Consider the following 26,485-nt stretch of genomic DNA (forward strand, 5'->3'; position numbering starts at 1 on the left):
TGGGTCTGAGGTCAGCGTAGTGGCGGCGCTCTAGGCGGCCGTGTCGTCGGCGGGGGTAAGCCGTGGCAGCCAAAGCTGCAACCAGGCCAGCGCCACGAGGTAGGAGCCCGCCGCGATCAGCAGCAACGGCAGGTAGCCCAGCCCGGCCGACAGGATGCGGCCGGCCAGGTAGACGATGCCCATGCCGGCGAAGTTGCCGCACAGGGCGCCGAAGCTGGTCACCGAACCGACGCGGGCCTTGGGCGTCACGTCGGCGATGGTGGCGAAGATGTTGACCGAGAACCCTTGGTGGGCGGCCAGGGTCAGGCCCAGCAGCGCCACGGCGATCCAGTGGTTCTGGGCGTAGACGGCCAGGGGCACGGGCGTGACCAGCAGGGCGCAGACCAGCAGCGAGCCCTTGCGCACGGCGTTCAGGCTGTAGCCTCGCGCCAGCAGGCGGGCGGCGATCCAGCCGGAGCTGACCGAGCCCAGGGCGGCCATGGCGTAGACGCCGGCCAGGGCCGGGCCCAGCTCGGCCATGGTCAGGTTGAAGACGCGGTGGAAGAAGTCCGGCGCCCAGAACAGCATCAGCCACCAGACCTGGTCCGACAACGCCTTGGCGCCGGCCAGACCCCAGGTGCGCCGGTCGCCCAGCAGCTCGGCGGCGCGGGCCAGGGCGCCAGGGCCTTGCCCCTTGACCGGCTTGGCGTGGGGCAGGCCCGCGGCGCGCGCGGCGACCAGCCAGGCCACGACCCAGACCAGGCCCAAGGCGCCGACGATCACGAAGGACGCGCGCCATCCGACGACGACGGCCAGCAGGGGCAGTAGCAGCGGCGTGACGATGGCCCCGATATTGGCCGCGCCGTTGGAGACGCCGAAGGCGACCGAGCGTCGCTGGTCGTTGAACATCGCCCCGATGGCCTTGACCCCGGCCGGCGTGCCCATCGACTCCGTCGCGCCTAGGGCGATCCGGGCCAGGGAGAACTGCGCCATGGTGGCCGCGCCGCCGTGGGCCATGGCCGCCACGCTCCAGGCCGCGACCCCGACCGGCGCCGCCAGGCGGGCGCCCAGGCGGTCGACGATCCAGCCGGTGAAGGCGAAGGCGATCGCCGCCGACATCTGGAACAGGGCCGCCAGGGCGCCGTAGTCGGCGTCGGTCCAGCCCAGGTCCTGCGAGATCATCGGCTTGAGGACCGCGATCACCTGCCGGTCGACATAGTTGAGGATGTTGGCGGCGACGATCAGGCCCAGCAGCAGCCAGCGGCGACGAACGGCCGCCGCCGCTTCGATCTCGAGCGGCGGGGCCGGGGAGGGCGCCAAGGTCATGCGCCGGCGTCCGTGAACGTCAGCGGTCCGTGGTTCAGGTGGGGCAGGACGTGGCGGGCGAACAGGTCGGCCTCGGCCATGTGCGGATAGCCGGACAGGATGAAGGCCTCGATGCCGGCCTCCTGATAGGCGCGCAGCTTGGCCAGCACCTGGTCGGGATCGCCGACGATGGCGGCGCCGCAGCCGGAGCGGGCGCGGCCGATGCCGGTCCACAGATTGTCCTCGATGAAGCCGTCGCCGGCGGCGGCCTCGCGCAGTTCGGCCTGGCGGCGCACGCCGGCCGACTGGCTGTCGAGCGAGCGATTGCGGATCGCCTCGCCAGTCGCGTCGTCGAGGCGCGAGAGCAGGCGATCGGCGGCCTCGCGGGCCAGGGCCTCGGTCTCGCGCACCACGACGTGGACGCGATAGCCGAACTTCAGCTTGCGGCCCCGGCGGGCGGCGCGGGCCGAGAGATCGCCGATGATCTCGCGCACGGCTTCCAGGCGATCGGGCCACATCAGGTAGACGTCGGCCCCCTCGGCCGCCGCCTCGCGAGCGTCTTCCGACAGGCCGCCGAAATAGAAGGGCGGGGCGCGGCCGGAGACCGGGCGAATGCGCGGCGGATCGAGCTTGAGACGGTAGAAATCGCCCTCGAAATCGACCGCCTCGCCGTTCAGGAACGACCGCAGCAGGCTCATGGCCTCGACCGTGCGCCGATAGCGCGGGCCGCTGGCCAGGGTCTCGCCAGGCAGGTCGCTGGAGATGATGTTGATCGTCAGCCGTCCGCCCAGCATCTGGTCGATGGTCGCCAGTTGTCGAGCCAGTTGCGGCGGCCAGACCTCGCCGATCCGCACCGCCGCCAGCAAGCGCATGCGCTTGAGGAGCGGGGCGACGCCGGCGGCGAAGGCCAGGGTGTCAATCCCCAGGCTATAGCCAGAGGGCAGCAGAAGATTGTCGAACCCGCCTTGCTCGGCGGCCAGGGCGATATCGCGGCAGTGCTCCCAGCTGGATCGCAGAGCCGGGTCGGGGACGCCCAGGAATTCGTAGTCATCGTCGCACAGCGCCGAGAACCACGAGACCTCGCAAGAGGGGTTCGACAAACTCACTCGGAACTCCTTAGCGGCCGAAGTTGGCGCGCAGGGTGACGCCGAAATACTGCTCGGCGTCGCGCGGCACCTGCTGGCGGATATAGGTGCTCGGGATTTTGGCGTTCGTATAGAAGTCATCGCCGATGTTCTTGGCGATGAAGGTCAGGCGATAACGGTCGGCGCGGTCGAGCAGCGAGACGCTGGCGTCCCACAGGTCGTAGCCTTCCGGCGCCGGGCCCAGGGTCGGGTTGGTGGCGTTCGGGCGACCGGCGCCCTGGTGGCTGACCGAGGTGTTCAGGCCGATGTCGAACGGCAGGGACGGGGCCTCCACCAGATAGTCAGCGGCCAGCGACCATTTCCACTTGGCCGAGCCCAGGGGCTGGCCGTTGACGGCCGAGCAGCTGGCCGGCGAGCCGGGCGGGCAGTAGAACTGCACGATCTTGGCGTCGGTATAGCTGGCCCCGCCGGTCAAGGTCAGGTTCTTGATCGGCCGGGCGCTGGCGTCGGCTTCCAGGCCCTTGGTCGAGACCTGGCCGGCGTTGACCAGGCGGCTGACGATGGTGCCGGCCACGGTGTCGAAGTTGGTCGTCTGGAACCCGTCGAACTTGGTGTCGAAGGCGGCCAGGTTCAGCACCAGGCGACGATCGAACAGGGTGCTCTTCAGGCCCAGTTCGTAGGCGTCCGAGGTCTCGGGCTGCAGCGGGATGGTGTCGAACGCCTGCATGTTGAAGAAGACGTTGATCGCCGGGCCCTTGTAGCCGCGGGCGTAGTTGGCGTAGCCGAGCACGGCGTCGGTGAAGGCGTACTGCAGGCCGATGCGGCCCGAATAGTCGCTCGAGGTGGTCGAGCCCTGGGCCGCGAAGCTGGGACGCACGCCGGCCGTGGCCGTCGGGAAGGCCGAGACGCGGTTGAAGTCGAAGCTGATTTCGTCATGCGACCAGCGCAGGCCCACGATGCCCTTCAGCTTGTCGGTGAAGTTCAGGTTGGCCTGGCCGAACACCGCGTAGTTCTCGAGGTCGGTCGTGAAGTTGGCGGTGCCGTTCGAGGTCGTGGCGTAGGTCGAGGACCCTTGCGCGCAGGCGCCGCCGGCCAGAGTGGTGCTGGTGCAGCCGACATTGAGGCGGTTGAAGTAATTGTCCTGCTTGGTCTTGTAGTAGAAGGCGCCGACCACGTAGTCGACGAAGCCGCCGGTGGGCGAGGCCAGGCGCACTTCCTGGGTCAGCTGGTGGAAGTCCAGCACGCCGAAGTCACGCGAGGACGAGGTGCCGACCTTGCGGCCCAGGACCGAGGTGTAGTCGCCGTCGCGGATCTCGGTGTTGCCCCAACCCCGCCAGGCGGTGATCGAGGTCAGGGTGAAGTCGCCCAGGCGATAGTCGACCTGGCCGGAATAGCCCCAGGTGCTGTCCTTGGTGACCGGGGCGACGTCGTTGTTGATGTTCTTGTTGCTGGGGCCGACGACCAGCGGGGCCTCCTGGCCGATGATCGCGTCGCCGGGCGTGGCGTAGCCGATCACGTCGGCCGAGCCATTGTCCACCGAGTTCACGAAGTCGGCGATCAAGCCCACGGTCAGGTCTTCATTCGGCGTCCATTCCAACTTGCCGCGCAGGCCCAGGTGCTCGTAGCCGTTGACCTTGGAGCCGTCATACACGTTGGTCCCCGAGCCGTCGTACTTGCCGTAGACGCCGGTCAGGCTGCCGCGCAGCGTGTCGTTGATCGGACCACTGTAGCCGGCCCGCAGGCGGTATTCGTCACCTTCGAAATAGGACGCCTCGACAAAGCCCTTGGGCGTGGCCGAGGGGCGGCGGGTGATGATCGACACGACGCCGGCCGAGGCGTTCTTGCCAAACAGCGTGCCTTGCGGGCCGCGTAGCACCTCGATGCGATCGACATCGAACAGGTCGAAGAACGCCTGACCCGAGCGGGCGAACACCACGCCGTCGACCACGGTCGACACCGCCGGCTCCGAGCCCGACGAGAACGAGGTGGTGCCGATGCCGCGGATGTTGAACGACGAGTTGACGTTGGTCGTGCCCTTGCGGAAGGTCAGGGACGGCACGAGCTGGACCAGTTGCTCGGTCGAGAAGGCCTGGCGCTTTTCGATCGCGTCGCCGGTGACCACCGTGACGGCGATCGGCACCTTCTGCACGTTCTCGACGCGGCGCTGCGCCGTGACCACGACTTCTTCCAATTGCTGGCTGTCGGTCGCGACGGGCGCGCTGTCGTCGGCGGCCCAGGCGAGGGCCGGCAGGGCGACACTGGCCAGCAGCGTCGGCAGAAGAAGAGCGGTTCGCACGTGGCCCCGGATAAACAACGACATCAGACACCCCCAATTTTGTTTTTCGCCGGTCTGCCGGCGAGGTGGGGCGGGGGTAACTTGAGAGCGGCTGATATTGATATTCATATTTTCCTATAGGAGTTATAGGAATTCGAAAGCCGAGAAGCCCTCGACTGTCTGCTAGGCGTCCGCCATCAAGGTCGGAGGCATGCATGGACAGACGAACCCTGCTGGCGAGCGCGCTGGTCGCATCAAGTCTGGGCGGGGGCGCCAGAGCGGCTTCCCCAACAGCCAAGACGAAGACCGAAACCTTGAGCCTCTGGCCCGGCGGCGCGCCGGGCGGCGAGCATGTCACCGTCCAGGAAGTGGCGCGCGAGGTCGATGACCAGGGCCGCAAGGGCCGCGACATCTCGGGCGTGCGCGATCCTAGACTGAGCCTGCACCTGCCGGCCCAGAAGGCCGACACGGCGTTGCTGGTCATCCCCGGTGGCGCTTTCAATCGCGTGGTGTTCGACAAGGAAGGCGAGGAGGTCTGCCGCTGGCTGGCCGGCGCCGGCTATGCGGCCGGCGGCCTGATCTACCGGTTGCCCGGCGACGGCTGGGCCCAAGGGGCGGACGTGATGTTGCAGGACGCGGCGCGAGCGCTTCGCGTGCTCGCCCAGCGGACCGGAGCAAGCCGTATCGGCGTGCTGGGCTTCTCGGCGGGCGGAACCATCGCCGGGGCGTTGGCGAGCCGCGCGGCGGAAGTCGACTACGCGCCGGTGGACGACGCGGACCGGCTGCCGTTGCGCATCGACTTCCTGGGGCTAGGCTATCCCTATCTGAACGTCCCGGCTTCGCCGCGCCAGGGCCTCTATCGCGGCGCGCCCAAGGCGCCGCCGCCGACCTTCTTCTTCCACGCCGCCGATGATCCGCGCGTGTCGGTCGACAACAGCCTGGACTCCTTCAAGGCCTGGCGAGCGGCCGGAACGGAGCCGGCGCTGCATGTCTTCGAGCGAGGCGGGCACGGCTTTGGCCTGCGCGCGCCGCCTACGTCCTCCGCCGCCGCCTGGCCGGACCTGTTCCTGACGTGGCTCAAGGCGTCGGCCGCCACCAAGACCGCCTGACACGGCGCCGCTCAAACTATTTCGCCCTCGAACCTCCTGGCGCTGGAACAAACAGCGAGGTTCCGAATTGCGTATCATGGTCAAGCTTGTAGCGATGTCGTTGCTCAAGCTTGCCTTGGCGTGACATTGGGCGTCTTCGTTGTGGTGTGTTCGAACCGACTGGCCGCTCGCCGGCTTCGGTTCGATTTGTTGTGTTAAGCGGCGGCCGTGGTCGCGCTGGAGGGGCGGCATGGCTCTGGTGAAGACGTCGACCTTGGCCTCGCGGTCGAAAAGGCGAAAGCCGGCGCCCGACGACGCGCCGGAAGCCGCGGCCGTGAAGCGCGCGCCGGTTCGCAAGACGATTTCCCGACGTCAGAACGCCAGCGAACGGATCGGCGCGGCGACCCTGGAATTGGCCGGCGGTCTCGCCGAGGCCTCCAGCGCCGTCGAGGAACTGCGGCGCGCCCTGGCTCAGATCGCCAGCGGCGCCGAGGAGGCGGCCGGGGCGGCCCACGAATCGCTGGCCGCCGTCACGGCCATGAGCATCAATTTCGGCCAGGCGCGCGAGCGGGCCGAGACGTCCCGACAACGCACCGAAGTGCTTCAGACCCTGCTGGCGGAATCCGGCGCGGCCATCGACGCCTCGGTCAAGGCCGTCGGCCTCAACGCCCAGCGACAGCTGGCCAGTGTCACCGTGATCGAGGCCCTGGAGCGTCACGCCGCGCGGATCGGCGAGATCACCAAGAGCGTCGCCGACATCGCCGACCAGACCAATCTGCTGGCGCTGAACGCCGCCATCGAGGCGGCGAGGGCGGGGGATGATGGTCGCGGCTTCGCGGTCGTCGCCGATGAAGTCCGGGCCCTGGCCGAGACCTCGGAAAAGCGATCACAGGACGTGCAGCGGCTGGCCGAGCGCATCGCCGGTTCGGTGCGCGACGCGGCGGATCGCCTGCGCGAGGCCGCGACGGTCGCCGAAGCCGAGGCCGTGGCGGGCGCCCAGGTCGGCGAGATCCTGGCCACCGTGCGTCGCGAGATGACGACGCTGGGCGAAGACAGCCAGATGATCCTGATTTCCGCCGTCGAAGCCGCGAGCGCGGCCAACGAGGCGCGGCGCGGGGCCGAAAGCGTGTCGAGCGCCGCCGAGGAGCAGGCCTCCGCCGCCGCCGAAGCGCAGCGCGCCGTGCAACAACAGGGGCAATCGCTGGAGCAAAGCCAGGCGGCGTCCGACTCCCTGGGCGAGATGATCGAACTGCTGGTCGGCGGCGAGGGCGGTTCGGCGGCGGCCGAGGAAGCGTCCGCCGCCGCCGAGGAACTGTCGGCCACGGTGCAGGAGCTGTCCGGCGCGGCCGCCGAAATCCTGGTGGCGATCGACCAGATCAGCCGCGGCGCCCAGATCCAGGCGGCCGCGACCCAGCAAGCCGGCTCGGCCATGGAAGAGATCGAGAAGGCCGCCCGCCAGTCCAGCGCCAACGCGATCGTCAGCGCCGAGCGGGTGGCGGTCATGCAGACCCTGCTGGCCGAGGGGCGCGACGCGGTGTCCCGCCTGGCGGCCGGGGTCGCGACCTCGGTCGACGAGAACGGTGCGGTTCTGGACACGGTCGAGGAGTTGGAAGAACTAGCCGGATCGATCGGCAAGATCGTCGATGGGCTGGGCCTGGTGGCCGTGCAGATCACGATGCTGGCGACCAGCGGTGCGGTGGAAGCCGCGCGGGCTGGCGAGGCGGGCAGGGGCTTTGCGGTGGTGTCGGGTGATATCCGCACCCTGGCGCGCGACGCCTCGCACAATGCCGACGCGGTCAAGGACTTGGTCTCCGGCATCGTCTCGCAGATCGCCAAGGTCCGGCGCGAGGTCGACCAGATCAACGCCCTGGCCACCGTCGAGCTCGACAAGAACCGGGCCATCGAGGCGCGTCTCGCTCAGGTGGTGGCGGACACCGCCGCGCTCAAGGCGGGATCGGACGACATCGCCAAGGGCGCGGAGGACATCCTGGGGGCCAGCGCCCAGGTGCTGTCGGGTATCGGCCAGATCGCCTCGGCCGCCGAGGAGGCCAGCAGCGCCGCCGCTCAGGCCGCCGCCGCCGCCCGCCAGCAGTCGCAGAGCGCCGAGGAACTGGCCGCCGCGATCGAGGAGATCGCGCTTCTGGCCAACGAGTTGCAGCAAGCCGCGGCGGGTTAGGGTGGCCTCCGCCGAGACCCGCCAGAGGCTGACGGTTCGCGCCGGCGGCGCGCGCGTGGCCATGGCCGCCGACAGCGTCGCCGAGGTGATCCGCACGCCGCGCATCACCCGCATGCCGCATGGGCCGCCGGGCCTGCTGGGCGTCACGCACCTGCGCGGGCTGGTTCTGCCGGTGGTGTCGCTGGGCGCGCTGCTGGGCGATGAAGGCCACACCGACACCACCCGCGTGGTGGTGTTGCGCCGCGACCCGCCGATCGGCCTGGCTGTCGACTCCATCGAGGCCCTGAACGCATCGGAAGGCGACGCCCACGCCGATGTCCGGCACGGCCGCCTTATGCTCGACGACGCCGGCGGCGCGCGCTGGTTCGATCTGGACGTGGCGCTGCAGGACCGTTTCTCCGCGTTTCGCGCCACCCGCCGCGCGCCCGAGCGTGAGACCGCGGCGAGCCCGACGGCGGCGGTGGCGGCGGACCTGGGCTTTCTGGGCTTCACCCTGGCCGGACAGGACTACGCGTTGCCGCTCGACACGGTCGCCGAGGTGATGGCGGTTCCCAAGGCCATCGCCACCCTGCCGCGAACCGAGGCCGTCCTGCTCGGCGTCTTCGAGCTGCGTGGGGAAATCCCGCCCGTCGTTTCGCTCCGAGCGCTGCTGGGCCTGGAACAACGCGAGGCGCAAGCGGACGACCGCGTCGTCGTCGTGCGCATCGGCGGTCATCGCTTGGCGCTGCTGGTCGACCGGATCAGCGTCATCCTGCGCGCGTCGCGTGACGCCGTCGGCCCCGCGCCCACCCTGTTCAACCGCGCCAGCGGCGAGGCGCGGATCGACTCCGTGCTACGGCTGCCGGACGGTCGCGGCCTGGTCTCGATCCTGGCGCCCGAGCGGGTTCTGGCCGACGAACGGGTCTCGCAATTGCTCGCCGAGACCTCCGACCAAAAGGACATGGCCATGGCCAGCACGACCTCGGCGACGGCGCGCGAGCGTTTTCTGGTCATTCGCCTGGGTGACGAGACCTACGGCCTGCCCATCGCCGCGGTCGACGAGGTGGTGCGCCTGCCCGAGACCCTGACCCGCCTGCCCAAGGCCCCGGCCTATGTTCAGGGGGTGATGAATCTGCGCGGCAAGGTGATCCCCGTGATCGACCAGCGTCAGCGATTCTCGGTCTCCGGCGAGGCCGCCGGCGAGGCCCGCCGCGTCGTCGTGGTCACCCTGGACGGACTGCAGGCTGGGTTCGCGGTCGACGCCGTGGCCCGGATTCTTGAGGTCGAGGCCGACGATTTGATGCCCGCCCCGGAACTGTCGGACGATGGTGACCGTTTGTTCGACCGCGCCGCGAAAGTGGAGCGCGAGGGGGACGTCATCTTGCTCATCGATCCGCGTGCCCTGCTGGAGCGCGCCGAAGCCGACCTGCTGCGCGACCTGACGGCGAGGTCGCCCGTCTCGTGACCCGTCTGCTGATCGTCGACGATTCCGCCTTGATGCGCCGCGTGCTGGGCGATGTTTTCCAGAACGAGCCGGGGTTCGAGGTCGCCTTCGCGCGCGACGGGGTCGAGGCTCTGGCGCAGGTTCACGCCTTCAAGCCCGACGTGATCACCCTCGACGTGCAGATGCCGCGCATGGACGGGCTCAGCTGCCTGGACCGGATCATGGTCGAGCGGCCCTGTCCGGTGGTGATGGTGTCGTCGCTGACGGGGGAGGGCGCGGACGCCACCCTGGAAGCGCTGGAGCTGGGCGCGGTCGATTTTGTCGTCAAGCCGGACGGCGCGGTGTCTTTGGCGATTGACGACTTCGCCCCGATCCTGATCGAGAAGGTCGTGACGGCCGCGGCGTCGCGCGTGCGCCGGTCGCATCGCCTGGCCGAGCGCCTGCGAGCGCGTCATGGCGCCATCGCGCCGCCGCCCGCGCCGCGTGGCAAGGCGGCCGCCGCCTGGAAGCCTCAGCCCGCTGGGATGCCGCCCGGCCTGGTGATCATCGGAACCTCAACGGGCGGTCCGCCGGCCCTCGACGCGGTGCTGACCGAGATCCCGGCCGACTTTCCCTGGCCAATCCTGGTGGCCCAGCACATGCCAGCCGCGTTCACGGGGTCGCTGGCCCATCGGCTGGATGGCCTGTGCGCTCTGCGAGTGATCGAGGTGGCGCGGCCGACGCCGCTGGTTCCCGGCTTCGTCTATATCGCGCGGGGCGACGCCGACATGACGGTGAGCCGGCGCAGCACCGGGCCCGTGGCGCTGTCGACGCCCTCCAGTTCCGCGCATCGTTGGCACCCCAGCGTCGACCGGCTGGTCGACAGCGCGGCGGTCGCCGTGCCGCCTGACCGTCTGATCGGGGTGTTGATGACCGGCATGGGCGACGACGGCGCGCGAGCCATGGCCGCGCTGCGGGCGGCGGGTGGGCGCACGATCGCCGAGTCCGAAGACACGGCCGTCGTCTGGGGCATGCCGGGCGAACTGGTGAAGGCGGGCGGCGCCGACGTCGTGGCGCCTCTGGACGCCATAGCGGGCAAGATTCGCGACATGGTCCGGGCAGGGTGAGCCAGGCCCCGACGCCAGAACAGGCCCATTTGAGCGCCGACGACCTGAAGAAGGTCTGCGAGTTCCTGTACCGCCAGACCGGCATGCAGTTCGGCGAGAACAAGCGCTACTATATCGAGCGGCGCGTGGCCGACCGGATCGCCGCCACGCACTGTCCTGATTTCGCGGCCTATTTCGGTCAGCTACGGGCCGACGCCGTTGAGCGCGAGCGGCTGATCAACGCCTTCACGGTCAACGAAACCTACTTCTACCGAGAAGAGCACCAACTGGCCTGCCTGAGCCGTTCGTTGTTGCCGGACTTGATCACCTCGCGCCGTCCGGGCGACAAGATCAGGATCTGGTCGGCGCCGTGTTCGACAGGCGAGGAAGCCTATTCGATCGCGATCTGGCTGCTCGAGAACTGGCGCATGGTGGACGCCTATAATGTCGAGATCGTCGGCTCCGATATCGATACGCGCGCCCTGGAGGCCGCGCACGAGGGCCTGTACGGCGAGCGCGCGCTGTCGCGGCTGCCGCCGGAGGTGGTCAACGCCTATTTCGAGCCCAGTCGTCGCCATCGTCGTCAGCTCATCAACGACCTGCGCGAGTCGGTGACCTTCACTCGGGCCAATCTGGTGGATGGCCCGAGTCTGACGGAGCAGGGGGTGTTCGATGTCATCTTCTGCCGCAACGTGCTGATCTATTTCGACGACGCCTCGCGGCTGACAGCCGCCAAGAACCTATATGACCGGCTGAACCCCGGCGGTTATCTGTGCCTGGGCCACACCGAATCCATGAGCCGGATCAGCGACCGCTTCCTGGTGCGCCGGTTCGAGGACGCGGTGGTCTTCCAGCGGCCGGGAGAGGCCGCATGACCGACGACCTGATGGCTCAGTTCCTGAGCGAGGGCCGCGAACTGGTGGCCAGCGCCGAGCACGATCTGGCGAGCCTGGCGCGTCGACCCGACGACGCGGGCGCGCTGGACGGCTGCTTTCGGGCGATCCATACGCTGAAGGGCTCGGCGGGCTTGTTCGACCTGCTGCCTATGAGCGTGATGCTGCACGCGGCCGAGGATCTGCTCGGCTTGTTGCGGGCCGAGCGCACGGGCGTCGCCGAGGACTTCGAAGCGCTGTTCAGCGTCGTGGACACCGTTGATCGCTGGCTCGACGCGCTGGACCGTTCAGGCGTCCTGCCGACCGACGCCCAAGCGGTGGGCGAGCGAGAGACCGCGCGCATTCGCGATCTGGTCGCCTCGGTGACGGACACCGCCGAGGTCGTCTCGCGGGCCGCCCCGACCACCTGGCGACCGCCCGAGGCGTTCCACGGCAGGGGCGGTCTGGCCATTCGGTATACGCCGCGCGCCGACAGCTATTTTTCCGGTGACGACGCCATCGCCATCATCGCCGCGACGCCCGGTCTGGCGGATCTGCGGATATCGTCCCGAGAGCCCTGGGGCGGGCTCGAGGACTACGATCCCTACGCCTGTAACCTGGTGCTCGAAGCGGTTTCGACCGCCAGCCGCGCGGAGGTCGAGGCGACGTTCCGTTTCGTGGCCGACCAGGTTGAATTCGTGGAGCTGACGTCGGTCGAAGCGACGCCGGCGCCCGATCATGGCGCGCGCAAGACCCTGCGGATCGACGCCGAGCGCGTGGACAGGCTGGCCGGGTTGGCCGGTGACCTGGTCATCGCCAAGAACGGCTTGTCGGACCTGGCGGCGCAGGCCGAAAGCCTTCCCGGCGGTCAGGCGCTGGGCCAGGCCCTGCGCGCCCGGCAAGCCCAGCTGGACCGGCTGGTCGGCGACCTGCACGCGACGGTCGGCAAGGTGCGTCTGGTGGCGCTGGGACCGCTGTTCGCGCGGTTCCATCGGCTGGCGCGGGAGATGGCCCGCTCGCTGGACAAGGACGTGTCGCTGGAGCTGGAGGGGGGTGACGTCGAGGTCGACAAGACCATCGTCGACGGCCTGTTCGAGCCCTTGCTGCATGTTCTGCGCAACGCGATCGACCACGGGGTCGAGAACCGCGCCACGCGTTCGCGTTCCGGAAAGCCGCCGGTCGCGACCATCCGGTTCGCGGCCAGGGCGGCGGCGGATCAGGTCGTGATCGAGGTTCGCGACGACGGCGGGGGGATCGATCCGGCCAAGGTACGCGGTCATGCGGTCGCTCGCGGATTGTTGACCCAGGCGGCGGCCGATCGCCTGGACGACCAGGCGTCGATCGATCTGGTCTTCATTCCCGGTTTCTCGACGGCGGCCGAGGTCAGCGCGGTGTCCGGCCGGGGCGTGGGCATGGACGTGGTGCGCGACGCGGCCACGAAGCTGGGCGGCAAGGTGATTGTCGAGAGCGTGCGGGGGCAAGGCTCCACGGTGCGGTTCGTCCTGCCGGTCACCATGGTCCTCACCAAGGTGATGGTCGTGGCCTGCGGGCAGGAGCGCTATGGGCTGGCGCTGGATACGGTGGTCGAGACCGTCAGGGTGCCCGCCGATCGCATCGTCCCGGTGCGCGCGGGCAGGGCGTTCCAACTGCGCGACGCCGTCGTGCCCCTGGTGTCGCTCGGCGTTCTCGTGGGGGCCGCCGAGGCGGAAGCCAGAGCGGCGGAACGGGTCGTCGTCGCGCGGGTGCGGGGCGAACTGGTCGGCTTCGCGGTGGACGCTATCGTCGACCGCATGGACGCGGCCGTACGGCCCATGACCGGACTGCTGGCCGGCGCGCCCGGCGTCATGGGCGCGACCCTGCTGGCGGACGGCGCGGTGTTGATGGTTCTGGATCCGGCGGAGCTGATCCTATGACGGTTTCACGCGATGGCGCGATCATTCGGCTGCAAGGAGTCTGTCGGGTAGAAGACGCAGAGCCTCTAACGGCCATGCTACAAGGCGTTTCCGACTCCACCTTGGACCTCTCGACGTGCAAAGGTCTGCATGCGGCGGTCGTCCAGGCGATCCTGGCCTTCCGCCCAAAGATTGTCGGAGTTCCCGACGACGCCTTCCTGCGAGATCGGCTGTTGCCCGCCCTGACAGGCGAGCGGCCGCCCGAGGCTCCAAAGCTTTAGTTTTACGTCGCGCATGGGCGCGGCGGTACGAGGAGAACACTTCATGGGGACGACAGTTCTCATCGTCGACGACAGCAAGCTGGCTCGGATCGTCCTGGGCAAGACAATCGCGGCCTTGCAGCCCGAGTGGACGCGTGTCGAAGCCGCCAACGCCGATGAGGCTGTCGCCGCGTTCGACGCTCATGCCATCGACGTGGCGGTGCTTGACTACAACATGCCCGGGCGGGACGGCCTGGCCCTGGCCGAGGAACTGCGCGCGCGCTTTCCGACCATGCCGATCGCCGTGGCGACCGCCAATGTTCAGGACGAGATCATCAGTCGCGCGCGCGCGGCCAACGCGACCTTCATCGCCAAGCCGGTCACCGAAGAGGGCATGCGCGGGTTCCTGTCCGGCGCGGCGCTGAGGCTGAGGTCGGCCGCGCAATGACCTTGCAATCCATCCTGCTCGACGACCTGGAGCGGGACGCCCTGACCGAACTGGTCAATATCGGCGTCAGCCGGGCGGCGGCCAACCTTCGCAAGATGGTGGGCGAGCAGGTTTTGCTGTCGGTCCCGTCGGTCGAGGTCGTCACCCGCGAGGGCGCCACCACGCTGATCCGGGAGCGTGAAAGCGGTGAACTGGTCGCGGTTCGTCAGGCTTTCGACGGCGTGTTCTCGGGGCGGGCGCTGCTGATCTTTCCACAGTCCAACAGCATGGCGTTGGTGCACGCGGTGACGGGCGGCGCGCTGTCGGCGGGCGACGCCGCCGACATGGAAGACGAGGCGTTGGCCGAGACGGGCAACGTGGTGCTCAACAGCTGTCTGGCGACCATGGCCAACATGCTGCAGCGGCCGCTGACGATGTCCCTGCCGGAAGTCATCCGCGGCGACGGCTCGATGCTGTTCGACCTGTCGCCGGAAGCTGTCGACGGCGGCGTGGTGATGTTTCTGTACATCAACTTCGCCATCAACGACCGCGACATCCGCGGCTATATCGCCATGCTCATGGACCTGCCGTCTCTTCAGGCGCTGAAGGGTCTGATCGGCGACTTCATCGAGCGCGTGGTCGGCGATGCCTGACCATGGTTGAACCTATTGCCAAGTTTGGCGTGGCGCTCAGGTCATGACCGAGGCCGACGCCGCGATACGTCACAAGGAGGCGGGCCAGGCGCTCGAGGCGCTGCGGGCGCTCGCCGGACCGCTGTTCGACGCCTTGGTGAAGTCCGGCGTCGCCGTGACCGTGACGGATCCCCGGCGCGAAGACGATCCGATCGTCTATGTGAACGCGGCGTTCGAAACGCTGACGGGCTATTCGACCCGCGAGGCGGTTGGTCGCAACTGCCGCTTCCTGCAGGACCCCGCCGCTGACCGCGAGACCGTTTCGCGTATCGCCGAGGCGTTGCGGACCGATGGGTCCGCCGTCGCCGACATTCTGAACCGGCGACGCGACGGGTCGCTGTTCTGGAACCGCCTGAGCATCACCACACTTCTCGACGCTGAGGGCAAGCCGGCCTACCGGTTCGCCACCCAGACCGACGTCACCGGCGAATATGTCGACGAGGCGGTCGTCGAGCAGCTTCGCGTCAGCCGCCAGAGATTGGCCGAGGCGCAGGAACGGCTTCGGGTCGCCCAGGCGATAGCGGGCGCCGCCGGGGCCTGGGAATGGGACATCGCCGCGGGCGTGCTGATCGCCGACGTGCGCTTTGCTGATCTGTATGGTCTGGATCCAATCGCGGCGGCCCAAGGGTTGCCCACCTCGACCTTCTTCGCGCCGGTCCATGCTGACGACCGACTGCGGTTGAAGATCGCGGTGGCGGGCGCGCTGCATGGCGCCGAGGTCTTCACGCGCGACTACCGTATCCAGCGAGATGGAGTGGTCCATTGGGTCTCGGCCCGGGGGCGCACCTATCTCGACGCCCAGGATCGACCGGTTCGCTTTTCGGGCGTGCTGGCCGACATCACCGACCAGAAGCGGGTCGAGGAACAGCTGCTGGTGGCGCAGACGGCCGGCGGCGTCGGCTCGTTCGAATATCTCAGCGGCTATGGCACCGCCGACGTTTCGGAACAGTTCTGCCAGCTTCTGGGCTTGCGGCCGGCGACCAGTCTTCCGGTCCGCACGATCAATGCTCTGGTCCATCCTGACGACCCGCCGATCATCCAGGGGCGGGACGGGCAGCATGCCTTCGGTCCGGCCTTCCACGAGTTCCGCATCCATCGGGCCGACACCGGCGAGGAGCGCTGGCTGGTTTCGCGCGGCGAGTACCGGCCGCATGGCTCGGGCGGGGTCAGCTTCATCGGCGTCGTCTACGACATCACCACGACCAAGCGCTCGGAAGAGCAGCTTCGCGACCTGACCGAGACGCTGGAGGTTCGCGTCGCGGCGCGAACCCAGGAGCGCGACCGGGTCTGGAACCTGTCGCGCGACCTGCTGCACGTGATCGGGCCCGACGGCCTCTATCGCGCGGCCAATCCCGCCTGGAAGGTCCTGCTCGGCTATGACGAGGCCGATCTGGTTGGCGCGGCCGCCGGCAGCCTGGTGCACCCGGACGATCGAGACGCCGCGCTGAAGCGCTACGTGACTCTGTCGAGCGGCGAGCCCATGGGCGACTTCGACTGTCGCATGCGCGCCAAGGACGGGACCTATCTGTGGATCAACTGGACGGCCATGCCGGAAGGCGACGCCATCTACGGGATCGGCCGCGACGTCACCCAGCGCAAGGCGCTGGAGGACCAACTGCGGCAAAGCCAGAAGATGGAAGCCGTGGGCCAACTGACCGGCGGCCTGGCCCATGACTTCAACAACATGCTCACCGGCATCCTGGGCGGCATCGACATGGTGCGCCGGCGCATCGCCGAGGGTCGGATGGCCGATGTCGATCGTTTCCTGGACGCGGCGATGCAGTCCGGCCAGCGCGCGGCGGCGCTGACGCACCGCCTGCTGGCCTTCTCGCGCCGCCAGACCCTCGACAACCGGGCGCTGGATGTCGGGACCCTGGCGGTGTCCATGGAGGATCTGCTGCGTCGAACCCTTGGCGAACAGGTCTCCCTGCGTATCGACATCGCCCCCGATCTCTGGCCGGCCGTCGCCGACGACAATCAGCTGGAAAGCGCGATCCTCAACCTGGGCATCAACGCCCGCGACGCCATGCCCGAGGGCGGCGAGCTGATCATCGCCGCGCGCAACGTCCATCTCACCGATCGGGAGCTGGCCAACAGCGACCACGCCGAAGCCGGCGACTACGTGGCCATCAGCGTGACCGACACCGGCGTGGGCATGCCGCCCGAAGTGCTGCAGAAGGTCTTCGATCCCTTCTACACCACCAAGCCGTTGGGCCAGGGCACGGGCCTCGGCCTGTCGATGATCTACGGCTTCGTCCAGCAATCCCGGGGCCATGTCGTCATCGACAGCGTCGAGGGGCAGGGCACCACCATCCAGCTCTTCCTGCCGCGTCATCAGGGCGTCGTGGAGACGCTGGCTCTCGTCGACGACGAGGCCGCGCCGGCGGGCGGCGGCGAAGTCGTGCTCGTCATCGAGGACGATGCGGCGGTGCGGCTGCTGGTGATGCAGGTGCTGGAGGAGCTCGGCTACCGAGGCATCGAGACCGCCGACGGCCGTCAGGCCGTGCCGATCCTGGAGTCCTCAAGGCATATCGACCTGCTGATCAGTGATGTGGGATTGCCGGGTCTCAACGGACGCCAGCTGGCCGAGATCGCTCGCGAAAGCCGGCCCGATCTGCCTATCCTGTTCATGACCGGCTACGCCAAGCAGGCCGCCGATCAGGCGGCGTTCCTCGATGGCGGGATGGAGATCATCAGCAAGCCGTTCGCCATCGAGCAGCTGGGGCGCCGTATCGGCGAAATCCTAAGGCGTAGGACCGTCTAGGACGGTGGCCTGGAGGCGCTCCGCCTCACACATAGACGCTCGGGTCGAAGAAGGCGGCGACGTCAGCCCGCTTGGGAAAGATTCCCCGAGCGGCGTAGTCGTTGGTCACGGCCTGGGCTGCGGCGATGATCTGTGGCGTGATCGGCGACAACGGACGCTCGCCGCGCCGAGCCAGGGTGGTCCTGGCCAGTTCGGGCGTCATCGAGGTTTGCGCCGCATAGTAGGCCGCGTAGGCGTCGAGATTGGCGCCTGTCCAGGCGCGGGCCTTGGCGATGCGGCCGAACGCGTCGCGCAGGGCCAGCCGCTTCTTGGGATCGGCCAGCGCCTTGTCCGAAGCGGCGAAGAACGTGACGCTGTTGTTGATCCCTTCGCCGTCGCGCAACAGGCGCGCGCCTTCGGCCTGGGCGCGGGCGAGGTTGGGGTCGTTGGTCGCCCAGGCCTCGATCTGGCCGTTCTGGAAGGCGGCCAACGCGTCGGGTTGCAGCATGTAGCCGGGCTTGATGTCGCTGTCCTTCAGTCCGGCTTCCCGGATCGCCGCGTAGAGCACCGCGTCGGCGGTGCCGCCGGGCGCGGTGGAGACGATGATCTTGCGGCCCTTGAGCTGGGCGACCGAGCGGATGTCCGACTTGGCCGGGACCAGGATGCCGATCCCTTTCGAGGACGAGGCGGCGGCCGCGACGATCTTGTAGGGGCGACCCAGGATCGCGCCCAGCAGCACCAGGTTGTCGATCGCCACCAGGGTGTCGACCGCGCCAGAGCTGGCGGCCTCGAACAGGGGCGTGGGCGTGGCGAAATTCGCCCAGTCGACCTTGTAGGGCGCGCCGTCGAAAGCCTTGGAGGCGTCGGCGGCCAGGCGTTGGCCGCGCTGCTGGTCGCCCAGCACCAGGGTCACGCGGGCGTCCTTGGGCCCGCAGGCGACCAGGCCGGCCGCCGCGCCAAGGCCCAGGAAGGTTCGTCTTTGCATGGGATGCTCCACGATCAGAACTTGTAGCCGACGCGGGTGTAGTAGTACCCGCCGGTCAGGCCGAACGGCGAAAACGCCCCGTACTTGCCGCCGCCATTGGTGCTGACGATCCCGACGGTGTCGGGATAGGTGTCGAAGAGATTGTCGGCCCCGACCGTCAGGGCCAGCTTCTCGGTGACCGCGTAGGTGACCGACAGGTCCGCGATCCACTTGGCCCCGAAGGTGCGATCGTCGCTCGCCACGGTGGCGACCTGGGTGACCTTGTCGTAGCGCGTGCCGCGCAGGTCCACGGTCCAGGCGTCCTTGGTCCAGCCGGCCGAGGCGATCAGCTTGGTCTTGGGGTAACCGACCGTCAGCGTGCCCTGCTGCACGCGGTCGAACAGCACCAGGCCCGAGCCCAGCGAGGCCAGTTGCGGCGGGTTGGCCTTGATGTTCTGGATCTTGGTCTTGTTCCAGTTGAAGCCCAGGCCCAGCTTCAGTTCGCCGAGGTCGCCCAGGCTGGCGCGATACTCGCTGACCAGGTCGACGCCGCGCGTGCGGGTGTCGATGGCGTTGGCGAAGTACTGGACGTAGATGTCGGTCGGCAGGCCGGCTGCCGCCAGCAGGACATTGACCCCCGGACCGCTCAACGTGCTGGTCAGGGCGATGCGGTCGTCGATGTCGATCTGGTAGGCGTCCAGCGTGGCCGAGAAGCCGTGGCCCGGGGTGAAGGTCAGACCGGCGCTGTAGTTGCGGGCCTTTTCAGGCTTCAGGGGCTGGGCGCCGAGCGCTTCGGCCAGCGGCGAGTCGACCCGCACGACCTTGGTCGGGAACTGGTAGAGGACCCCGGCGATGGTCTGGGTCGAATAGCGGCGCTGTCCGTAGAGCTGCTGGCTGAGCGACGGCGCGCGCAATCCGGTGCTGACTGTGCCGCGCAGGGCCAGGGCCGCAGTGAGCTCGTAACGCGTGGTCAGCTTGCCGCTGACGGTGTCGCCCGTGCTGTCGTCATAATGTTCGGCGCGGCCGGCCACGCCGACATACCAGGCGGAGGTCGGGTTGATCCCCAGATCGACATAGGCGGCCAGGTTGGTGCGCTTGGCCTGTCCCGCGTCGCTGGCGTCAACGGTGTTGACGCCCTGGACCCCGATCAGCGCCGGCTTGCCGGCCAGCGGGCCCGAGGTGAACAGATAGCCGCCGTTGGCGTAGGCGGCGGCGTCGCCGGCCTCGACCTTGTACTTTTCCAGTCGATGCTCGGCGCCGATCGCGACGGTCAACGGGCTGGAGAGGCCCACGTCGTAGCTGCGATCCAGATCAAGATTGGTGGTCCAGACCGTGGAGGTCAGGTCATAGAGCTTGAAGTGGGTGGGACTGGCCGGGCCGAGCGAGGGGTTGAGGGTGTCGGCGCTGGAATGGCTGATGTTGCGCCCGAGCGCCGAGCTGAGGTCCCAGGCCCATTCGCCGATCTTGCCCTTCAGGCCCGACGTCACCTCGAAGTCGGTTTCCTTGAGCTTGTAGAGCGGGATGTAACCGTCGGGCGCCAGCTGCAGGATGTTGGTGTTGGCGTTGGGCCGGCGCTTGGTCTGACGGGCGTTGCCGCTGCGGGCCCCCGCAGTGGCGAAGGTGTAGAAGTCGGTGGTGGCCGAAACCGGGGTCTGCAGGTTGATCGCCGCGGTCACCGCGCGCACCACGGGGTTGCCGTTGTAGTCGCCGCGCTTGGGATTGGTCTCGCGCGGGTCGGGCGCGCCGCCGGCCAGGGGATAGTAGAAGCTGCCGGTGGCCGGATCGTTGCGGTCGGTGCGCCCCTGGTACTTGGCCTCGACCGCCAGGTGGACGAAGCCCGTGTCCTTGAAGGTCGTCCCCCAGTCGGCGTTGGCGTGGGCGTTCTCGCCGTCGCTTTCGAAGGTCTGCCCCAGATCGGCTGAGATCTGGCCGCCAGGGGCGGACTTCAGGATGAGGTTGATCACGCCGGCGATGGCGTCGGAGCCATACTGGGCGGCGGCGCCGTCGCGCAGCACCTCCACGCGGCTGATCGCCGAGGTCGGGATCTGGTCGAGATCCACGGGCGTCGCGCCGCTGGTGTCGAGGTTGGAGTTCATCAGCAGGCTGGTCGGATGGCGACGCTTGCCGTTGACCAACACCAGGGTGTAGCCGCCGCCCAGGCCGCGCATGCTGACGGGGCGCACGACATTGTTGTGCGCGAAGCCGTTGACCGTGCCGTAGTTGATCGACGGCAGCAGCACCGCCAGCGCTTCCTTCAGGGTCACCTTGCCGGTGTCCGAAAGCTGTTCGCCGCCGATCACGTCGATGGGGGAGGGGCTGTCGGCCACGGTGCGCGGCTTGCCGCGCAGGCCAGTGACGATCACGGCGTCGACCGCCGAAGCGCCGTCGACATCGGCGGACGCGGTGGCGGGCTCGGCCGCCCAGGCCGGCGCGCCGGCCGCCAAGACGGCCAGGACCGTGCTGGTCATCAACACTGCGCGCTGGGTCTTCGCCCGGCGCTCGGCGAGACGCGCCGCTCCGTAGTTCAACATCAAAACCCCCGACTGCCGCGATTGGCGGAGGCTCCAGCTAAACGAGAGCGGGGTTTCAGCAAGCGAGTTATCGTGCAGTGACTTATAAGTTCATGGAATATTTGTTATGCGCATAAATATCATTCGGGTTTTATATTATTGAATAGGTTGTGGTGATTAGGCGACACAAGTGAGTGTGTTGGATAGATGGTTATGCCGGGAGGCTTGATTATTGATTGTGCCATCGTCGTGATGGCTAAAATGGCCAAGCGGTGACGCCTATCTGGTTCCGCTGACCCGCGATCCAAAGGTCATGGTCGCCCTATGGCCGGACGTCATCGTCGCGACCGAGCGCCGCAAGCCCTCAGTTTATCTCAAATCCTACTGATTTGATCTGAATTGATCAAAACCCACGCAACCGTCTTGATCGGGGCAGGGCCCTCGCGGATCAGGATCGGAAGACAGCTCTTGTTGGAGTTCAGCGTTGAGGGTTCAGCCGGCGAGCGGACAGGTCAGGGAATGGCCGGCGTGGAATGGCCCACTGTCTGGCTAGCGGTGGCGATCTACGCTCTGTGGGCCGCGGCGACCTATTTCCACGACCGCTTGCCCTGGCCGTTCCTGGCGCTGGTCGGGGGATGGGTGATCGCCTGGCACGGATCGCTGCAGCACGAGATCATTCACGGGCACCCGACGCGATCGAGGCGCTTGAACACCGCGCTGGGCTTTGCGCCGCTGTCGCTGTGGCTGCCGTTCGAGATCTATCGCCGATCTCATCAGGCCCATCACGCCACCGAACACCTGACCGATCCGACGCATGATCCGGAGGCCCGATATCTTCCGGCCTCGGCGTCCTGGCTCCATCGCGCCGTGGCGGCGATGCAGGCCACTCTGCTCGGGCGACTGGCGCTGGGCCCGGTGATCGAGATCGCGGCCTTCTGGCTGGACGAGGCCGGACGGGTGACGAGAGGCGAGCCGGGCCGTCTATGGCTATGGATCCAGCACGGCTTGGCCGTGGCGGTGGTTATCGCCTGGCTGGCGCTCGTGTGCCACATGCCGCTTTGGCTGTACGGCCTCTGCTTTGTCTATCCGGGGGCGGCGCTGTCGCTGCTGCGCTCCTTCGCCGAGCACCGCGCCGATCCCACGCCGCAACATCGCGTCGCCGTGGTCGAGCGCGCCCCCATCCTGGGCCTGCTGTTCCTGAACAACAACCTGCACGCCGCGCACCATGATCGCCCGGGCGCGCCCTGGCACAGCCTGCCGGCGTTCTACAAGCGTGACCGCGAACGCCTGCTGAACGCCAACGGCGGTCTGGTCTATGACGGCTACGGCGACGTCGTCCGACGGTTCCTGCTGAAGCCGCACGATGACGCCACCTATCCCGCCAGCGAGGGAGGCGTCGCATGACGGCCAAGGCTTGGGCAAGACGGGCGCCCGCGCGGACGGCGGCGCCGGCTAGGGGCAAGGCGGCCCTGGCGATGTACGACCTGCCGGAACTGCGCGAGGCCAACGACGCGCTCTGGGCCGCGATCGCGACACGATTGCGCGCGCGCAAGCTGTTCGACGTCCCGGACCGCCTGACGCGCGACGTTGCGCCGGACGTTCTGTGGACCGATCCCGATCTGATCCTCGCCCAGACCTGCGGCCTGCCCCTGGCGACGCGACTGGACCGCCAGGTTCGGGTGGTGGCCACGCCGCGTTATCGCGCCCGGGGCTGTGACGGGACCGATTATCGCAGCGCCGTGGTCGTGCGGGCGGATCATGCGGCCAGTTCGCTGAACGACCTGCGGGCCGGGCGTTGCGCGGTCAACGACCTCGACTCCAACAGCGGCATGAACCTGCTGCGCGCCGAGGTCGCGCCGCTGGCCAGGGGCAAGACGTTCTTCAAGTCGGTGATCATCACCGGCAGTCACCTGGCCAGCGCCGAGGCCGTGGCCACGGACGAGGCCGATGTGGCGGCGCTCGACTGCGTCACCTTCGCCCACCTGCAGCGCTGGCGCCCCGAGCTCGCCGCGCGTCTGCGAGTCCTGACCTGGACGGTTCGCAGCCCGGGCCTGCCGCTGATCACCAGCCTGACCACGAGCCCCGCTCAGCTGGCGGGACTTCGGGCGGTGCTCGACGAGGTCGCCGCCGAACCTGAACTGCGGGACGCGCGCGAGGCGCTTTTGCTGGACGGATTCAGCATGGTGCCCGCCGAGCAGTATCGCGCGGTCCTTCGGCTGCGCGACATCGCCCGCGACCTCGGCTATCCGCATCTGGCCTGAAGCGGACGCCGTCGAGCCGGACTGGGCGCTCTCTAGTAGCCCGTCGCCGGGTCGACGCGGTCGAGCAGATCCTCGCCGCGCGCGAACCGATCGAGATTGTCGCCCACCTTCTCCAGGAAGACGTGCCGCACCAGCGTGTGGTTGGACGCCACGTGCGGGGTGAGGCGCACGCGGGGATGGGTCCACAGGGGATGACCCGCGGGCAGGGGCTCTGGCTCGGTGACGTCCAGGGTGGCGAACCCCAAGACGTTCGAGTCGAGGGCGGTGACCAGGGCTTGGTGGTCGAGCACCGAGCCCCGGCCGACATTGATCAGATGCGCGCCGGGCTTGGCCTGGGCCAGAACCGCCGCGTCGATCAGGTTCCTGGTCTGCGCGGTGCCGGGCAAGGCGAGGACCAGGTGATCAGCGCTGGCGACGACCTCTTCCAGGGTGTCGAGCAGGTGGACTTCCGATACGGCGCTGGGCAGGTGGCGTTGGCGGCGAACCGCGGTGACGCGCGCCCCGAGCGCCAGGGCGCGACGGGCGACCGCCTGGCCGATCGCGCCGAAGCCGACCAGGCCGACCGTCGTCCCGGCCACGCGGCCGAGCGGAACATTGACCCATTGATCGGGCGACCTGGCGCGAACCGCCTCCAGGTCCTTGGATCGCAGATAGATCGCCGCGATCACGTAGTCGGCGATCTCCTCGGACGCCACGCCGCGACCGCAGGTGACGAGCGGGGCTTCCAGCAGCCAGGGCGGATAGAAGTCGACGCCGGCCGAGGCGCTGTAGACCCATTTGAGCCGGCCGGGCCAACCGGGCGGACGCGGCAGGTCCCTGGCGCCCCGCCAGGCGGGGCTGGGCCGGGTGATCAGGACATCGGCCTCGGCCGCCGTGCTCCAAGGATCGGCTTCAGGCGCGGCGATCAGGGTCGGCGCCGAAGGATGGCGTTGAAGTTGGGCGTTGAAGCTGTCCTCCATCTGACTGGCGATGACGAGGCTCATGCCGAAACTCCAAGGACTGTGTGGCCGACTGGCTCGAACGCTGCAGGCATGGCGACTAGGTCTTTCGTTCGAGGATGGAATTGAAGCGGTCGTCCCATAGCGGGCGGACATCGACCGCCTTGGGGATCAGGCCCGCGCCGGCGAAGACGTCGGCGACCTCCTGTTGCGAGGCGATGGCTGCCGTGTTGACGGGCCGCAGGTCGTAGCTGGCGCTCTTGCGCGCGAACTGGTCGCGGACATAGGCCAGCGGCACGCCGATCTCCTGGGCGATGGCCGCGGTCCACTGGTCCTCGTGACTGGCGGCCCAGGCATAGCCCTGGCGGACGACCTGCAGATAACGGCCGATCAGCTCGGACTTTTTGGGGTCGGCCAGGGCGTCGACATGGGCCGAGACGATGTAGTTGCCCGACAGGAAGCCGAGCGCCGTCTTGAGAACCCGCGCGCCTTGGGTGGCCAGGGCCCGCTGGATCGGAAAGCCATAGATGGCCCAAGCGTCCAGGGCTCCGCTGGAGAACGCGGTCCCGCCGTCGGCCACGCCCATGGCCACGGGGGTGATGTCGCTCCAATCCAGACCCACCGAGCGGAGCATCTTGATCAGGAAATATTGCGAGGTGGTGGCGCGGACATAGCCGACTCGCTTGCCCTTGAGGTCCGCCAGGCTCGCGATGCTCGAGCCCTTGGGCACGAGCACGACCTGATTGTTGACGTCCCCGTGCAGCACGGCGATCTGGCGAAAGCTCTGGGTCGCGCCGGCCGCCGCGAAGACCGGCGGGATCTCGCTCATGCCGCCGTAGTCCAGGGCTCCGGCGTTGAGGGCTTCGATCACCAAGTGGCCGGACTCGAAGCGGGCGAAACGCACCTGGAAGCCTGGCGTCGTCAGCCCGGCCTGGCGCTGGAGCAACTGCTGGTCGCCTTCGCCCTTGCCGGTGATCGACACGCGCAGCACGGGCTCGGCGGCCTGCTCGCGCGAGCCGCAGCCGCTCAGCAGCAAACCGCCGCCGAGGGCCATGCCGGCGCCGAGCATCAGGCGGCGGCTCATGAGCGGCTCGGGCTCGCCGCCCGCCCAGGCCTGACGTTCCAAGTCGCTCATGTCACCGACCCTTATTCGGCGGCGATTTTGTCGGGACCGGCGGCCCAGCGATGCTCGGGGACCGGCAGTCCCAGGTGGCCGCGCAGGGTGTCGTGCTCGTACTCGGTGCGGAACAGGCCCTTGGCCTGCAGCAGCGGCACGACCTTGTCCCGGAACTGGGCGAAGACGCCGGGCTTGTCGACGCGCAGGATGAAGCCGTCGACGGCGCGGCCGACGAACCAGCGCTCGATCTCGTCGGCGATCGTCTGGGGCGAACCGACGAAGTCCGAGCGCCAGCGCCCGAAACGCTCGGCCGTCTGGCGCAACGTCAGCTGCTCTTCCTGGGCGATCCTGACGATGCGCTCGGCGCGGCCCTTGTAGCTGTTGAGGCTGAGATTGCTGACGTCCGGGAAGGGGCCGTCGATCGGGTACTTGCGGAAGTCGTGATAGTTGAAGGCCCGGCCCAACTCGACCAGCGACTTTTCGATCTCGCGGCTGCCGGCTTGAGCCTCGGCGATGGCCTGGGCCTCTTCGTCGGTGTCGGCGATGATCGGCGCCAGGCCTGGCAGGACGCTGATGTGGTCGGGATCGCGGCCCAGGGCGGCGGCGCGGGCCTTCAGGTCGGCATAGTATTCGACGGCTTCATCAAAGGTGTCGACGCCGGCGAACACGCCCTCGGCGATCCTGGCGCCCAGGTCGCGGCCCGGACCGCTGACCCCGGCCTGGAAGATCACCGGCTGGCCTTGCGGCGAACGCGACAGGGCCAGAGGGCCGGCGACGGAGAAGAACTTGCCCTTGTGGTTCAGCGCGTGCTGCTTGGTCTTGTCGAGGAACACGCCCGCGGCCTTGTCGCGCGGGAAGGCGTCGTCCTCGTAGCTGTCCCAGAGACCCTGGACCACGTCGACGAATTCGCCGGCTCGCTCGTAGCGTTCGCCATGCTCGAAGTGCTCGTCGCGGCCGTAGTTCTTGGACGCGCCTTCCAGGCCCGTGGTCACCACGTTCCAGCCGGCGCGGCCCTTGCTGATGTGGTCCAGCGACCCGAACTGGCGAGCCACGTTGTAGGGCTCCCAGTAGGAGGTGGTCAGGGTGCCGACCAGGCCGATCTTGGAGGTGCTCACTGCCACGGCGGACAGCAGGGTCAGCGGCTCCAGGCGGTTGAGGAAGTGGGGCGCTGTGTCGGGGGTGATGAACGGGCTGTCGACGATGAACACCAGGTCGAACTTGGCCGCCTCGGCCAGGCGGGCGTTGTCGATGTACCAGTTGATGTCGATGCTCGCGTCACCGGCCAGGGCGGGGTCGCGCCAGCTGGTGTGGTCCATGCCGACGCCGCCCAGGATGGCGCCGAGCTTCAGTTGACGGGTGGATTGCTGCGTCATGGTCAAGCCCTCGAATTTGG

The 26,485-nt window shown here is 68.5% G+C and carries 19 protein-coding genes and 1 pseudogene; 12 read left to right on the forward strand and 8 right to left on the reverse strand.

Translation table 11 applies throughout. The features are described from left to right. Window positions 1-30: 30 nt before the first annotated feature. Genes G3M62_RS09385 through G3M62_RS09395 form a run of 3 tightly spaced genes read right to left on the reverse strand, consistent with a single transcriptional unit; the run spans window position 31 to window position 4,689 of the window. Window positions 31-1,305, reverse strand: coding sequence for an MFS transporter (locus G3M62_RS09385; protein WP_165186473.1), 1,275 nt, complete (start codon window positions 1,303-1,305; stop codon window positions 31-33). After that, window positions 1,302-2,390: an LLM class flavin-dependent oxidoreductase gene (locus tag G3M62_RS09390; protein WP_205691970.1), complete on the reverse strand. Its 1,089-nt coding sequence runs from the start codon at window positions 2,388-2,390 to the stop codon at window positions 1,302-1,304. Before G3M62_RS09390 ends, G3M62_RS09385 begins: the two co-directional genes overlap by 4 nt. 10 nt (window positions 2,391-2,400) lie before the next feature. Further along, the gene (locus G3M62_RS09395) at window positions 2,401-4,689 is read right to left on the reverse strand and encodes a TonB-dependent receptor (RefSeq protein ID WP_165186474.1); all 2,289 of its coding nucleotides are present in this window, start codon (window positions 4,687-4,689) and stop codon (window positions 2,401-2,403) included. Window positions 4,690-4,958: 269 nt separating this feature from the next. On the opposite strand from G3M62_RS09395, the gene G3M62_RS09400 reads away from it, so the two are divergent. The 10 genes and pseudogenes from G3M62_RS09400 (at window position 4,959) to G3M62_RS09440 (ending at window position 17,323) form a co-directional block, all read left to right on the forward strand. After that, window positions 4,959-5,753, forward strand: a complete 795-nt coding sequence (locus G3M62_RS09400) for an alpha/beta hydrolase (RefSeq protein WP_165186476.1) — start codon at window positions 4,959-4,961, stop codon at window positions 5,751-5,753. 517 nt (window positions 5,754-6,270) lie between these two features. After that, window positions 6,271-6,804, forward strand: a pseudogene (locus tag G3M62_RS26930) (methyl-accepting chemotaxis protein); the annotation flags it as partial. Next, window positions 6,793-7,908: a methyl-accepting chemotaxis protein gene (locus G3M62_RS26935; protein WP_425483865.1), complete on the forward strand. Its 1,116-nt coding sequence runs from the start codon at window positions 6,793-6,795 to the stop codon at window positions 7,906-7,908. The pseudogene G3M62_RS26930 and the gene G3M62_RS26935, both read left to right, overlap by 12 nt. Before the next feature lies 1 nt (window position 7,909). Continuing rightward, window positions 7,910-9,352: a chemotaxis protein CheW gene (locus G3M62_RS09410; protein ID WP_165186479.1), complete on the forward strand. Its 1,443-nt coding sequence runs from the start codon at window positions 7,910-7,912 to the stop codon at window positions 9,350-9,352. Further along, a complete protein-coding gene (cheB, locus tag G3M62_RS09415; protein ID WP_165186481.1) occupies window positions 9,349-10,437 on the forward strand; it encodes a chemotaxis-specific protein-glutamate methyltransferase CheB in 1,089 nt (362 codons plus the stop codon). Before G3M62_RS09410 ends, cheB begins: the two co-directional genes overlap by 4 nt. Before the next feature lie 29 nt (window positions 10,438-10,466). Further along, entirely contained in the window at window positions 10,467-11,291 is an 825-nt protein-coding gene (locus tag G3M62_RS09420; RefSeq protein ID WP_205691971.1) for a CheR family methyltransferase, read from the forward strand. Beyond that, on the forward strand, window positions 11,288-13,201 hold the full coding sequence (locus tag G3M62_RS09425) for a chemotaxis protein CheA (protein WP_165186484.1): 1,914 nt from the start codon (window positions 11,288-11,290) through the stop codon (window positions 13,199-13,201). The genes G3M62_RS09420 and G3M62_RS09425 overlap by 4 nt, the downstream gene beginning before the upstream one ends. Window positions 13,202-13,504: 303 nt before the next feature. Then, window positions 13,505-13,888, forward strand: a complete 384-nt coding sequence (locus G3M62_RS09430) for a response regulator (RefSeq protein WP_165186486.1) — start codon at window positions 13,505-13,507, stop codon at window positions 13,886-13,888. Next, window positions 13,885-14,520, forward strand: a complete 636-nt coding sequence (locus G3M62_RS09435; protein ID WP_165186487.1) for a chemotaxis protein CheX — start codon at window positions 13,885-13,887, stop codon at window positions 14,518-14,520. Before G3M62_RS09430 ends, G3M62_RS09435 begins: the two co-directional genes overlap by 4 nt. A gap of 43 nt (window positions 14,521-14,563) precedes the next feature. Next, window positions 14,564-17,323 (forward strand): hybrid sensor histidine kinase/response regulator, encoded by a 2,760-nt coding sequence (locus G3M62_RS09440; RefSeq protein ID WP_165186489.1) that lies wholly within the window; start codon window positions 14,564-14,566, stop codon window positions 17,321-17,323. Window positions 17,324-17,348: 25 nt separating this feature from the next. Here G3M62_RS09440 and G3M62_RS09445 read toward each other — a convergent pair whose 3' ends face one another. Together G3M62_RS09445 and G3M62_RS09450 are read right to left on the reverse strand one after the other, a co-directional pair. Next, window positions 17,349-18,287 carry an ABC transporter substrate-binding protein gene (locus tag G3M62_RS09445; RefSeq protein WP_165186491.1) on the reverse strand — a complete coding sequence of 313 codons (939 nt, stop codon included), beginning with the start codon at window positions 18,285-18,287 and terminating at the stop codon, window positions 17,349-17,351. A 14-nt stretch (window positions 18,288-18,301) separates the two neighbouring features. Then, complete coding sequence (locus tag G3M62_RS09450) at window positions 18,302-20,797, reverse strand: TonB-dependent receptor plug domain-containing protein (protein ID WP_205691972.1); 2,496 nt, start codon at window positions 20,795-20,797, stop codon at window positions 18,302-18,304. Between the two features lie 507 nt (window positions 20,798-21,304). Between G3M62_RS09450 and G3M62_RS09455 the strand changes: the two genes are divergently transcribed. Both G3M62_RS09455 and G3M62_RS09460 read left to right on the forward strand, forming a co-directional pair. Next, on the forward strand, window positions 21,305-22,180 hold the full coding sequence (locus G3M62_RS09455) for a fatty acid desaturase (protein WP_205691973.1): 876 nt from the start codon (window positions 21,305-21,307) through the stop codon (window positions 22,178-22,180). Next, window positions 22,177-23,037: a phosphate/phosphite/phosphonate ABC transporter substrate-binding protein gene (locus tag G3M62_RS09460; RefSeq protein ID WP_165186494.1), complete on the forward strand. Its 861-nt coding sequence runs from the start codon at window positions 22,177-22,179 to the stop codon at window positions 23,035-23,037. The genes G3M62_RS09455 and G3M62_RS09460 overlap by 4 nt, the downstream gene beginning before the upstream one ends. Before the next feature lie 32 nt (window positions 23,038-23,069). On the opposite strand, the gene G3M62_RS09465 is transcribed toward G3M62_RS09460, so the two are convergent. Genes G3M62_RS09465 through G3M62_RS09475 form a run of 3 tightly spaced genes read right to left on the reverse strand, consistent with a single transcriptional unit; the run spans window position 23,070 to window position 26,465 of the window. After that, window positions 23,070-24,020, reverse strand: a complete 951-nt coding sequence (locus tag G3M62_RS09465; protein ID WP_165186496.1) for an NAD(P)-dependent oxidoreductase — start codon at window positions 24,018-24,020, stop codon at window positions 23,070-23,072. A gap of 55 nt (window positions 24,021-24,075) precedes the next feature. Beyond that, a complete protein-coding gene (locus G3M62_RS09470) occupies window positions 24,076-25,110 on the reverse strand; it encodes an ABC transporter substrate-binding protein (RefSeq protein WP_165186498.1) in 1,035 nt (344 codons plus the stop codon). A gap of 11 nt (window positions 25,111-25,121) precedes the next feature. Next, window positions 25,122-26,465, reverse strand: a complete 1,344-nt coding sequence (locus G3M62_RS09475) for an LLM class flavin-dependent oxidoreductase (protein WP_165186499.1) — start codon at window positions 26,463-26,465, stop codon at window positions 25,122-25,124. Between the last annotated feature and the right edge of the window lie 20 nt (window positions 26,466-26,485).

The organism is Caulobacter soli (genome assembly GCF_011045195.1).
Lineage (GTDB): Bacteria > Pseudomonadota > Alphaproteobacteria > Caulobacterales > Caulobacteraceae > Caulobacter > Caulobacter soli.

Excerpts from the sequence above, each read along its gene's own strand:
- G3M62_RS09435 (WP_165186487.1), top strand. The coding sequence starts at position 13,885 with ATGACCTTGCAATCCATCCTGCTCGACGACCTGGAGCGGGACGCCCTG.
- G3M62_RS09450 (WP_205691972.1), bottom strand. The coding sequence starts at position 20,797 with ATGTTGAACTACGGAGCGGCGCGTCTCGCCGAGCGCCGGGCGAAGACC.
- G3M62_RS26935 (WP_425483865.1), top strand. The coding sequence starts at position 6,793 with ATGATCCTGATTTCCGCCGTCGAAGCCGCGAGCGCGGCCAACGAGGCG.
- G3M62_RS09465 (WP_165186496.1), bottom strand. The coding sequence starts at position 24,020 with ATGAGCCTCGTCATCGCCAGTCAGATGGAGGACAGCTTCAACGCCCAA.
- G3M62_RS09395 (WP_165186474.1), bottom strand. The coding sequence starts at position 4,689 with ATGTCGTTGTTTATCCGGGGCCACGTGCGAACCGCTCTTCTTCTGCCG.
- G3M62_RS09445 (WP_165186491.1), bottom strand. The coding sequence starts at position 18,287 with ATGCAAAGACGAACCTTCCTGGGCCTTGGCGCGGCGGCCGGCCTGGTC.
- G3M62_RS09425 (WP_165186484.1), top strand. The coding sequence starts at position 11,288 with ATGACCGACGACCTGATGGCTCAGTTCCTGAGCGAGGGCCGCGAACTG.
- G3M62_RS09475 (WP_165186499.1), bottom strand. The coding sequence starts at position 26,465 with ATGACGCAGCAATCCACCCGTCAACTGAAGCTCGGCGCCATCCTGGGC.
- G3M62_RS09430 (WP_165186486.1), top strand. The coding sequence starts at position 13,505 with ATGGGGACGACAGTTCTCATCGTCGACGACAGCAAGCTGGCTCGGATC.
- G3M62_RS09460 (WP_165186494.1), top strand. The coding sequence starts at position 22,177 with ATGACGGCCAAGGCTTGGGCAAGACGGGCGCCCGCGCGGACGGCGGCG.
- G3M62_RS09470 (WP_165186498.1), bottom strand. The coding sequence starts at position 25,110 with ATGAGCGACTTGGAACGTCAGGCCTGGGCGGGCGGCGAGCCCGAGCCG.
- G3M62_RS09385 (WP_165186473.1), bottom strand. The coding sequence starts at position 1,305 with ATGACCTTGGCGCCCTCCCCGGCCCCGCCGCTCGAGATCGAAGCGGCG.
- G3M62_RS09440 (WP_165186489.1), top strand. The coding sequence starts at position 14,564 with ATGACCGAGGCCGACGCCGCGATACGTCACAAGGAGGCGGGCCAGGCG.